This is a genomic window from Lysinibacillus sp. C5.1 (genome assembly GCF_016350185.1).
In the GTDB taxonomy this organism is placed as follows: Bacteria; Bacillota; Bacilli; order Bacillales_A; family Planococcaceae; genus Lysinibacillus; species Lysinibacillus sphaericus.
Genome location: NZ_CP066226.1, coordinates 2430724 through 2442618 on the forward strand (window position 1 = coordinate 2430724; position 11895 = coordinate 2442618).

The window sequence follows — 11895 nt, forward strand, 5'->3', positions numbered from 1 at the left end:
TCCCTATTACTTTATATGTGAGCTAACAATGATAAGTGTAATTCCAGTAAATAAGCAAATAATTCTCGCCACAGGTATTTTATCAGCTAGTCCAAATAATGCAATTGCTGTTGTTACGATTAAAACTGTTGGACCAACCAATGCAAGCATTGTATTAATATAGAATGCTTTTTCTAAATTGTTCAACTTTAGCATCAACAAACCAGCACTTACTTCAATACTTCCAGACAATACACGTAAAATAACCATAGCTAGAACCGATTTTTCAATAATGGTCATCATCCTATCTTTATAGATAATATTCGCATATCTTATAAATCCATCTCAGTCTAATTATAGAATTCTGTTTGAATGAAATACTAACATCACTATATGTATCATTCGTATGAGATATGCTTGTAATCGTATGCTTGATAGTGTTAATTACTATGTTGATTATCTAGTTAAAAGTGCAAAAAATATTAATACAATCAGTTTTATAAATCTATTTTCTGTTTTGTAAAATCCTGGGGAAGTTAGTACTTAAAGAGAGGTTTATCAATTTATCAAATGAGACTGGAAGGCTACGCTAAGATTTTTAAAATTTTATATTTGGAGTAGATATTTAATAAAACGTCAGCCTTATTCTCTTTTGGAACAATGGTCTTTTTTAGTTAAATGAATACACTCAGCAAGTTTATAAAATAATGAAGATTTTTCTTATTTTATTATATTCTGAAAATAAAATTGACGTAAACTTTCGTGCATGTTATGTTTAATACTAATTTCATAGCAATTATTACAAGTTTGAGTGAAATGAAATTTCATTCAATTAAAAGGAAAATGGGTGTAAATCCCATGCTGTCCCGCAACTGTAAATGAGGAGTTTTGTTTCCATTGACACAGAGTTATTACTCGTGAAGGTGAAACAAAATAATGATTCATGAGCCAGAATGCCTGCTTGTAAGAAGATTCATTGATGATCTACGAAAGATAGGGAGATGGATGGAGACTTACTTTTTGTAGGCTTATCTATCCTTATTCTTTTTGAATAAGGTTTTTTTATGCTTTCTTTTATCTAGTAGTAGATGCTTTTGAACCAAGATAGGAGATAGGAGACAGAAAATGAGATTGACAAAGTATTTACTTCCGTTTGTACTTTTTTTGACTTTCAGTGTTCTTGCAGGTTGTACAAACACTGATACAGAAAAGGGAAAAACAACAACACAAACAAATGACGAAAAAATGATAACGATTGGATGGCCTTTAGATGTCGGTCCATTAAACCCTCATACATATTTACCTAATCAAATGACTGCACAAGCAATGGTCTACGAATCTTTGGTTGAGTATAACGATGATGGGACTATTACGCCTAAGCTAGCAGAAAGTTGGGACATTTCAAAGGATAAGACTTCTTACATTTTCCATTTAAGAAAAGACGTTAAGTATTCAGACGGAACTGCTTTTAATGCGGATAATGTCATTCGTAACTTCGATGCCATATTAGCAAATCGGGAAATACATTTTTGGATGGGCATGGTCAACCATATTGTTGAGGTTGTAAAAGAAGATGATTATACAATTCGTTTGCAATTAGATGAACCTTATTATCCAGTATTAAACGAACTGGCCTTTGTACGTCCATTCCGTTTTTTAGGGGATAACGGATTCCCTGAAGGAGATGCGACGCAAGATTCCATCAAAGCACCAGTTGGGACAGGTCCATGGGTATTAACAGATTACAAAAAAGATGAATATGCTTTATTTAGTCGCAACGAAAACTATTGGGGGGAAAAACCTCTCTTAGAACAAATTAAAGTAAAAATCATCCCTGATTCTGAATCGATTTCGTTGGCATTTGAAAACGAAGAGTTAGATTTAATTTATGGTCGTGGCATCATTAGTTTAGATAACTATTCGTATTTAAAAGATAGTGACAAATATAAAACAGCTACCTCTGAACCATTGTCTACAAAAGCGTTATTATTCAATACGCAGTCAGGACCGTTAGCAGAATTAAAGGTACGTCAAGCCATTCAATATGCTATCAATAAGGAGCAAATGGTTGATAGTATTACACATGGTACAGAAAAAGTGGCCGACACACTATTTTGGGATGCAATTCCTTTTGCCAATATTGATTTAGAACCAATCTTGTATAATCCAGAAAAAGCGCAACAGCTACTTGATGAAGCTGGGTGGACATTACAAAAGGGCGATAAAATTCGTTCGAAAAACGGACAACCATTATCATTAGATTTAATCTATATCGCAACAGATGCCATTCAAAAACCAATGGCTGAGTTGATGCAAGGTGAACTAGCAAAAATAGGGGTACAGTTGAATCTAGAAGGTGCAGATGTAATGGTTGGCCTTCAAAAATTAATGGATAATCAGGTGGATATTAATTTTTGGCGTACAAACGGACCACCAACAGATCCACATGGCTTTGCTAATGAATCAGCTACACCAAATGCTAGTGGTGTTTATGAAGCAAAATTAGGTTTACCAAACACCAAAGAAATTGATACTAAAATTCACCAATTATTAGTTGGAACAGATGAAGAGGAACGAGTGCAGCTCTATACGGATATTTTAACTATGTTCCATGATCAAGCACTATTCTATCCGATATCTTATGAAACAAATAACGTGATTTATCAACCATATATGAAGGATTTTGTGCCTCGTGCATCTGAATATGATATTCCATATGCACAAATGGATACAGAGTAATACAAGTAGAAGAGAGAGTGTCTTACAAAGACAGCTCTCTCTTTATCATAGGATTGGGTAGGAGGTGACAGCATGTACGAATCGACATGGATGTTTTGTTTAAAAAGAATTTTAACGTTACCGTTTGTATTATTAGGGGTATCTATATTGACGTTTGTATTTATTCGCTTCGTTCCAATAGAGCCTGCGGAGGTTATTTTAAGATTGGCTAAAGTTACGCCAACGGAAGAGGCAATCCAGGCATTACGTGAGGAACTTGGGACAGACAAACCTTTACTTATTCAATATCTGCTTTGGTTAATAGGAGTTTTGCAGTTTGATTTTGGTACTTCTTTTGTTAGTAAATTACCAGTGGCACATGAGCTATTCGCTAAATTACCAGCAACTATCGAATTGGCTGTTGCTGCATTTGTGCTCATTCTTGTTTTTAGTATCCCATTAGGTATGATAAGCGCACTGTATAAGTGTGCCATAATCGATAAAATAATTAGATTGTTTTCTATCTTGAGTGTATCAATTCCAACATTTTGGTTAGGTTTTTTATTACTGTATCTATTTAGCTTAAAATTTGGTATTTTCCCGACTAATGGGAAGGGGACACTTGCTCATCTTGTTTTACCTGCGCTAACACTAGCCTTACCGACAATTGGATTATTTGTTCAGTTAATTCGTGCAACGATTATTGAAGAATTACATAAGCATTATGTTCAATACGCTCAGTTAAGAGGATTAAAAAATTCTGTCATACTCATGCAACATGTAATGAGAAATGCTGCGATAACGTTGACTACGATGCTGGGCTTGACACTTGGTAATTTACTCGGTGGTGCGGTAATTGTGGAGCAAGTCTTTAGTTGGCCAGGACTCGGTAGGTTTTTAATTGAATCGATTATTAATCGGGATTACCCGGTTGTTCAATGCTATGTTCTAATTATTGCCGTCATCTATGTACTTTCTAATTTATGCGCCGATGTATTACATCGGGTATTGGATCCTCACCTGATGATGAAGGGCAGGAGAGATTGAAGTGAGTCTAGTAAAGAAACTAAGTCATGTAAATTATAAAAAATCGTTTAGTTTAACAATACTTGTAATCATTGGTTTGTTGGGGATTTTTGCACCATTATTAATGCCCCATGACCCTTTTGCAGTCGATATTACAAGGCGATTTTTAGCTCCTACTTGGCAATATCCATTAGGAACAGATCATTTAGGAAGATGTGTCTTTTCTCGAATACTTTTAGGTATTCGCTATTCTTTAGGATCAGCTCTTTTAATTCAAATAATAGCGATTATACTAGCTATCTTTCTAGGAGCATTTGTTGCTTTAAAAAGAGGTATGATAGATTTCCTATTCATTCGGATATGTGATATTTTATTAGCTTTTCCTACACTTGTACTAGCATTTGGGCTTTTAGGTTTATTAGGTCCAAGTTTGAAAAATGTGTTAATTGCACTTATTTTTACGCAGCTTATTTATTATTCAAGAATGATAAGAAGCTTATTTATAGGGATGAATGAAAAAGAATTTATTCAAGCAGCTAGAATTAGTGGAACTACAGGAGTCGGTTTAATCGTACGTCATTATGTCCCCAATGTGCTACCTATCATCGTAACAATGGTTGCACTGGATGTAGGGAAAGTCATTTTGGAAATTGCCGGCTTTTCATTTATCGGACTTGGCGTGCAGGCCCCCATCCCTGAATGGGGAATGATGGTGAACGAAGGGAAGCAGTACATTCGCCAACATCCTGAATTAATGCTTTATCCGGGACTTGCCATTGTTCTGGTTGTTCTATTGTTTAATCGTTTAGCAAGTAGTCTAAAGAAATTTGAGTAAAGGGGAAGTTATGGACAAAGAGAAAGTGTTAGAAGTGAAAGATTTAACGGTGAAAATCGGCGAAAAAAATGTATTGTCCTCTATTAATATGACTGCCTATAAAGGGCGTGTCTTAGGAATTATCGGGGAAAGTGGTAGTGGAAAAACAATGCTTTGCCATGCCATGATGCAAACACTCCCATCTTTGGCGCAGATTACACAAGGTCAAGTTCTATATAGACAAAAAGATTTACTGGCTATGACAGCTTCTACATTAAGAGCTTATCGTGGAAGGCATTTGTCTATGATTATGCAAAATCCAGCCACTGCCTTCGATAGTATTCAAACAATTGAAAAGCATTTCCTAGAAACATTAAAAGCTCACTTTGTGATGACTAAAAAAGAAATGAGACAGATTGCAATTGATACCATGTATAAGGTCAATTTACCCAACGCAGATGAGCTATTGCACTATTATCCATTTCAATTAAGTGGTGGCATGTTACAGCGAGTGATGATTGCTTTGTCATTGGCGATACAATCCACCCTATATATTGCAGATGAGCCAACGACAGCTCTAGACACAGTCAATCAAAAACAAGTGTTAACATTATTTGATCGTATTTGCTCAGAAACGGGGGCTGCTATTATTCTTGTGACTCATGATTTAGGTGTGATTGCTGAACTGGCTGACGATGTTGCCGTAATGTATAAGGGAGAAATTATTGAGCAGGCAAATGTCTTTGATTTTTTTGATGCCCCTCAGCATCCTTATACAAAAAAACTTTTACAATCAAGAATTACTTTTTAGAGGTGAAAAATATGACACTACTAGAAGTGAAGAATATTGAGAAGTACTATTCTCAAAGACAGTTTATGTTTAGAAGAAAGCAGGAAGCACCTATAATACAAAAGGTGTCATTTTCACTTCAAGAGGGCGAGTGTTTAGGCATAGTTGGGCAAAGTGGTTCAGGAAAAAGTACATTAGGTCGCATTATTTTAGGTGTTGAGCGACCAACAAATGGTGAGGTTTTATTTCAAGGTGTCAATCTTTATGAAGCAACCAGCAAGGATAAAATAATGGTACGGAGAGATTTGCAGGCTGTCTTTCAAAATAGCTACGATTCATTTAATCCGAAGCAAACGATTTTTGAAATATTAGAGGAACCATTACTTAATTTCGAACATTACAGCAAAATAGAAAGAAAACATAAAGTGATGGAATTACTAGACTGTGTGGAATTAGCGAAAACCATTGCCCAACAATATCCTGCACAGCTTAGTGGAGGACAACAGCAGCGTATCAACATTGCTAGAGCGCTTGCCTTAAATCCTAAGTTAATCGTATTGGATGAGGCAATTAGTAGTCTAGACATGATACTTCAGAAACATATATTACAGTTACTTCAAACACTACAAAAAGAAAGAAAGCTAGCATATATTTTCATTTCCCATGATTTACAGGCGACACATTTTATGTCTGATCGAATACTAGTTATGCAACACGGTCAGCTTATGGAGGAAATCCAGAAAGGACAAACATGTCAACATCCCGTTTCTCAAGAACTTTACAATGCAATTTTGCCATCGCATCCACGGGAAAGAAATAAAATGAAATATTAACAAGATGAAATAGTGAAGTATAAATCAAAAGAGCATGAAAACATGCTCTTTTGTTGTTAGGTCATTATATAAACGTTTTGGTCTTACTAAGGATTTAAAGTAAGTTGGTTAAAAATAAAAAACTTTTTCTACAAAGCATTACTGTAAAATCCCATATTTATTTTTTATTCGGTCTAGTTTTTCACTAATCGGTTTAGCTAACAATAGTAAAAAAATTACATTAGAAATACAGTAGATTATCATAAAAGGGACTGCAGAAGTCAATGCAAGTGCGTAAGCTTTCCAGCTAAAAACACCGTACATTGATATTGTTCCCCAAACATCCATACCAAACGAAAAAAATATGCCTGCAAAAATACCAAATAATATAAGTGGTATTTTTTTATGCATTAAACGAGTTTTACCTAACAAGCCAGCAATAAAACCAATCATTCCCCACATAAACATTTGGAAGGGTGTCCAAGGACCTTGTCCAAAAAACATATTGGATACTAACGCAGAAATTGCCCCTGTAAAAAAGCCTGCTTCTGCTCCAAGTGAAAAGCCAGTAATCGCTGTAATAGCTGCGACAGGTTTAAAGCCAGGTGTAACAACAAATAAAGCACGACCTGCCACTGAAATAGCAGACATCACTGCTATGACTAAAATTTCGCGTGGCTGTGGCTTTCTACGCTCAAATGAAAGGAAAAAGGGGACACACGCTAAAATCATAATGACAATCGATACAAAATAATATTTTCGATCAGCAAAAATTGTAATACCAGTATATAAAGAAAGTGGAATGAAAACTAGAATGACAATAAATGAAATAATTAATCGAATGTTTTTTTGCATAGAGTAACGACATCCTCACATGTAATCGCATTGCTCAATATATCTCTTGATATTCGATGCGCAGCAGTTGTATAAAAATTATTTCCACTATAAAATGCTCGTGGTTCGTCCTCTGATACGATACTACCATCGAAAAACAGAGCGCATCTATCGCTGTATTGTGCAGAAAATTCTATATCGTGTGTCACCATAATGATTGTTGTCCCTTTAGTTTGTAAATCTTTTAATATTTCTGCGAGCTCTTCCTTTGAATGTGCATCAAGACCTTTTGTCGGCTCATCTAGTAGCAGTATTTTAGGTTCTATTAATAAAATTTTTGCAAGCGCTAATTTTTGCTGCTCACCACCACTTAAATCATAAGGATGTCGATTTAATAAATGAGTTAAATTGAATAATTGAACAGTTTCTTGAATTTTTGCTTCTGTTACTTTATGTAATTGAGCCATGTCATTTAACTCTAGAAGTACTGTTTTTTGTACAAATAATGATTTCGGATTCTGTGGTAATACAGTTAAAAATTCTTGGTACAATTGTTTACTACTGTAGCTTTTCAGGGCTTTACTGAACAAAAATATTTTTCCATGATAAGGCTTTTGTAGCCCAGATAAAATAGCAAGAACGGTTGATTTTCCAGTGCCGTTTCCACCTATTATCGTTAAAAATTCCTGTCCCTTCACTTGCAAATTAAAATGATGGACAATATCCCTGCCTTTCTTTTCATACCGAAAAGCAACATCCTTTGCCTCTAATACAACATCTGATTTATTTTGAGTTATTGTATGAGGTGTGTGTAAGGGAGAACAGTTATATTGTTGGTTACTAAGCCAGCGTTGTCCCTCACGAATAGTAAGAGGAATAGGACCTATACCGTTTAGTAGGTGGAAAATCTTTGTAGCTGCCGGCAGTGCTGTAATCATCGCGTGATTTGCTGGTAAAGAGTTTAAAATTTCCTTAGGTGGGCCATCAAATAAAATACTGCCTTCATCCATAATAAGTACGCGATCAGCAAGAGGCAACACTTCTTCGAGACGATGCTCAATTAAAATTATCGTAATACCTAATTCTTTATTTAAACGATGCAATGTCTGTATAAACTCCAATGCAGCTATTGGATCTAATTGTGATGTTGGCTCATCTAACAGTAGCAATTTGGGCTGCATCACCATAATGGAGGCTAAATTTAATAATTGTTTTTGTCCGCCAGAAAGCTCGATTGTTTTTTGATGAAACCATTTTTCAATACCGAAGAAATTGGCCATTTCGGCTACCCTGCGGCGAATTGTTGGTGAATCTAGACCTAGGCTTTCTAGTCCAAAAGCAAGTTCATGCCATACTTTATCTGTAACAATTTGATTATCAGGATTTTGAAATACATAGCCAATGTCAGTAGCAGCTACTTCAGCATTTAGCTTCTCCAAGTCACAATCTTTGTAGAAAATATTACCCGTCACCGTGCCATGTGGGCGCAATTCTCGTTTGAAATGGCGAAGCAATGTACTTTTCCCACAACCAGATTGGCCTATTAACACGATAAACTCGCCTTGCTGAATAGTTAGATTAATATTTTTTAAAATAGGAATTGCTTCATTAGGATAAGTAAAGCTTACATTGTCGATTTTAACGATCGCCATTTTAATGCCCCCCAGATTTCAAATACTAATGGAATAGAGAGTAGAATGACATAGCTAATATAAAACAGAATGCTTGCTATATCCCATTTAACTGCTCCGAAAGTTGGATAAAAATAATATGTGGTTGTACCAATAAAGCTTGCAACTAAATTGCTAAAAAAAAGCAATATAATCATTGCCAAAACAAAGCCGTCACGACGCTCGAAAATAAAAATAGAAAAGGCAGTCCGCTTTTTGACACCGTAACCACGAGCTTTCATAGAATCAGCCGTATCAATGGCGTTATCCAATGCCCATGTAATCAAAATTGATAAAATTTGCACGGTACATTTAATACGGTGCCATAGTGAGCCAGTTGTAAAATCCATGCCAATTACTTTTTGCGCTTGTACAATTTGCGTTAACTGATGTCTAAAGCGCGGAACTAATCGCAATGAAATCGACAATGTTAATGATAAAGATGGCGATACTTTTCCAAACAGATAAATAAACTTATCAGATGTCATCATGACATTGTAGCAGCTGAACCATAGCATAATCGCTACAATCATTGTGGCGATTGCGATACCATACAAAATGGCCTCTACAGTAATGGCGTTACCATTTACATAAAGTAATACGAGTTGACCATTATGGCTAATCATTGGATTAATAATCGCCATTAAGAAAAACAAAGGTACATATAACTTCCAGTCCTTAAAGAAAAGTTGTCTGCGTAAAGCTATATTTAAGCTGATTGCTGAGAAAATTGTAATAGTTAAATAGATTGGATGCATAAAAATCATGGATAAGCCGATAGTAGCTACAAAAAAAGAAAAAAGTACGATAGGGTGAAATGTTTCAAATGTCTTCATTAGTTACCATCCCAATGATGTCCTAGGTCGCGACCTAAATCGACCGTGTAGTTCCATTCAATGACATCGCCATCTTTTAATACGTATTGATTGCAACCATAATTTGGATAAACACCATTTACTTTGTACATCCAGCCAGTTAATTCACCAGCACTAAATTCATATAAATGATTAATACCTTCTATATAAACACTGTTATAAATATTTTCGTTTGCTCCTTGATATTCCATTTGAATTTTATGCTCCTTCGTTGCGCGCTGTAATACATCCCAAACAGTATCCTTCTCTGATAGTAGCTCGTATGTTGTTGTCTTTAAAATGATGCCGTTCTTGGGCACATATCTCTCACTTTGTAGGGAAGAGTCTAACTTTTCCCAATGCTTTAGTAATGTATCAACACGGATTGAAATTTTTACAGTGCGTTTTTTAGGTTCTGCATTTTTTTGCTTTTCTGTAGATGAAGTAAGTGTTTTTGTTTGTTGTTTATTATCAGCTTGTTTAGTAGTAGACAAATCAGTTATTGTACTTGGTAATTTGGTGTCTTCTTGCTTTTTGTCCGCTTCATGTTTTGGTTGTTGTTTTCCATCTATCGTTTCTTGCTGTGCTTTTTGCTGGGAATTTTTATCTATTTCCTCCAGTGGGGCCTTGTCATCTATCTCAGACTCCTTCACTTCCTGCTTTTCCTCAGCAGTGTCATTTTCTACTGAGGGAGTTTGTTCTTCCGCTTCAAGTTGTTCAGAGGGAGGGAGGGAGTCAGCGCTTCGGTCCTGATCTTCCATTTGCTCGAATTGCTCAACTGTTTGAATATTGCACGCAGTTAAAAATAGAGCTAACAACGATACGAGTAAGCAGTGTAAAATTTTATTCATATTATTCTTCAACAACCTTTAAGAAATTAATATACATTTTAGCTGCATGTGCACGAGTAATAAAATTAGTAGGATTAAACGAGCCATTTGCGCCCTGTGCTATGTCAAAATCATACAAGAAAGTAATTGCCTGCTGAGATTCCTTTGATAGCTCCGCAATATCATTTAATGGTGCAATGTTTGTTGGTATATAAGGTCTGCCTGTTTTATATGTATAGGCATTTGCTAGCATAACCGCTAATTCCTTACGTAAAATAGGGGAGGAAGGTGCAAACTTCTCCGACTTTACTAATAAATTTGCCTCGTAAGCAGCAGCAATCTCCTGTTTTGTTTCATCATTATAGGAGCTAATGTCTGTAAAAGGTGCATTTTTGGAACTTGTTAAATTAAGAGCGCGAACTAAAATTGATACAGCCTGAATACGAGATAAATTGTTATTTGGCCTAAATGTATTATCGTCATAGCCTTTTAATAATCCTTTAGCTACTGCAGCTTCGATATCAGACTTTGCCCAATGAAATTCAATATCCTTAAAGCTCACTTTAGTAGGGGGAGCTTTAGGATGATTTGACTGAACCTGTGTTGATGGTTTATTTGTTATTTTATCAGACGTATCATATAACTTTGTTTTGCTCTCAATCAGTCGTTTATATGCTGCTAATGTATAAGACGCCTGCTCTGTTGCCATACCATTCGATACGGATTCTGTTAATACATGCTTGAAGCCGCCATCTTTTACATTATAGAAGGTGAAAAAGCTCGTAAATAACTTATGAAAGCGCTGATCTTTGTTGGCATCAATATTTAAACTAGCAAGTGCTGTAATAACTTGTGCTACACTTTCTAAGTTTGTTGTTCCCCAGCTTTGGTAACTACCATTAGCTCCTTGTAAGTTATTTAATGTATCAAGTGCTTTATTAATAGATGCCTTAACATCCTCTCTATCCCTATAAGTTGAAAGAGCTTGAATAGCCATTGCTGTCATATCTGGATCAGCTTTCACTCCTGATAAATTCCATCCACCATCAGGCAATTGCTTTGATAGTATATGTTGAATAAGTTTTTCGCGTGTAGTTGTTGCTTTTTTAGGAAGCTCGAAGCCCCATGTGTCTAAAGCGATTAAGGCAAAAAAAGCACCATTTGTGCCTTGCCATACTACTTTGTCAAAGTCACTTAATTTTTCTACTAAATTAAAGCCGCCTACATTTGTAGGGTCTTTACCGATAGCAGTGAGTGCAATAATTAAACGAGAATAATCAGTATACTTACGATTGTGTAAATTACCCTTTACGGATTGTACATGCTTCGTGACATTTTCATAATATTTATCATAATAGCCTTTCGGAACATTATATTCACCACGTGTAAGTGCCATAATAATCCACTCATCACCAAAAGAAGGGTTTGTTGCTTTATTTACTAAAAACTGACCTGTTGTATCATAAGCATCTACTGTTGATACTTGCTGTGCAGAGACTGGAACCACAATTAACAACAAAGCAAGTACCATTATAAACATCGATAATTTTTGTTTCATTTGAAAAACA

At 35.5% G+C, this 11895-nt stretch carries 11 protein-coding genes and 1 riboswitch; of the genes, 5 read left to right on the forward strand and 6 right to left on the reverse strand.

Annotated features, from left to right (window positions below; genetic code table 11):
- Positions 1–6: 6 nt before the first annotated feature.
- Complete coding sequence (locus I5435_RS11760; RefSeq protein ID WP_024361739.1) at positions 7–282, reverse strand: YqhV family protein; 276 nt, start codon at positions 280–282, stop codon at positions 7–9.
- 483 nt (positions 283–765) lie between these two features.
- Positions 766–958, forward strand: a riboswitch (cobalamin riboswitch).
- A 146-nt stretch (positions 959–1104) separates the two neighbouring features.
- Here I5435_RS11760 and nikA point away from each other — a divergent pair.
- From nikA to I5435_RS11785, 5 genes are all read left to right on the forward strand, one after another.
- Positions 1105–2718: a nickel ABC transporter substrate-binding protein gene (gene nikA, locus I5435_RS11765; RefSeq protein ID WP_337982287.1), complete on the forward strand. Its 1614-nt coding sequence runs from the start codon at positions 1105–1107 to the stop codon at positions 2716–2718.
- Positions 2719–2790: 72 nt separating this feature from the next.
- Entirely contained in the window at positions 2791–3744 is a 954-nt protein-coding gene (gene nikB / locus I5435_RS11770) for a nickel ABC transporter permease (protein WP_024361741.1), read from the forward strand.
- 1 nt (position 3745) lies between these two features.
- On the forward strand, positions 3746–4558 hold the full coding sequence (locus tag I5435_RS11775; protein WP_337982288.1) for an ABC transporter permease subunit: 813 nt from the start codon (positions 3746–3748) through the stop codon (positions 4556–4558).
- Between the two features lie 10 nt (positions 4559–4568).
- The gene (locus I5435_RS11780) at positions 4569–5348 is read left to right on the forward strand and encodes an ABC transporter ATP-binding protein (protein ID WP_024361743.1); all 780 of its coding nucleotides are present in this window, start codon (positions 4569–4571) and stop codon (positions 5346–5348) included.
- Positions 5349–5359: 11 nt separating this feature from the next.
- Complete coding sequence (locus I5435_RS11785) at positions 5360–6160, forward strand: ABC transporter ATP-binding protein (protein ID WP_337982289.1); 801 nt, start codon at positions 5360–5362, stop codon at positions 6158–6160.
- Positions 6161–6298: 138 nt separating this feature from the next.
- Here I5435_RS11785 and I5435_RS11790 read toward each other — a convergent pair whose 3' ends face one another.
- The 5 genes from I5435_RS11790 to I5435_RS11810 are packed head-to-tail and all read right to left on the reverse strand — an operon-like array spanning position 6299 to position 11885.
- On the reverse strand, positions 6299–6994 hold the full coding sequence (locus tag I5435_RS11790; protein ID WP_337982290.1) for an ECF transporter S component: 696 nt from the start codon (positions 6992–6994) through the stop codon (positions 6299–6301).
- Positions 6973–8625, reverse strand: a complete 1653-nt coding sequence (locus tag I5435_RS11795) for an ABC transporter ATP-binding protein (protein ID WP_337982291.1) — start codon at positions 8623–8625, stop codon at positions 6973–6975. The genes I5435_RS11790 and I5435_RS11795 overlap by 22 nt, the downstream gene beginning before the upstream one ends.
- Positions 8598–9479 (reverse strand): energy-coupling factor transporter transmembrane component T, encoded by an 882-nt coding sequence (locus I5435_RS11800; RefSeq protein WP_024361747.1) that lies wholly within the window; start codon positions 9477–9479, stop codon positions 8598–8600. The genes I5435_RS11795 and I5435_RS11800 overlap by 28 nt, the downstream gene beginning before the upstream one ends.
- Positions 9479–10348: a DUF4430 domain-containing protein gene (locus I5435_RS11805; protein ID WP_337982292.1), complete on the reverse strand. Its 870-nt coding sequence runs from the start codon at positions 10346–10348 to the stop codon at positions 9479–9481. The genes I5435_RS11800 and I5435_RS11805 overlap by 1 nt, the downstream gene beginning before the upstream one ends.
- Before the next feature lies 1 nt (position 10349).
- Complete coding sequence (locus tag I5435_RS11810; protein ID WP_337982293.1) at positions 10350–11885, reverse strand: S-layer homology domain-containing protein; 1536 nt, start codon at positions 11883–11885, stop codon at positions 10350–10352.
- Positions 11886–11895 lie beyond the last annotated feature (10 nt).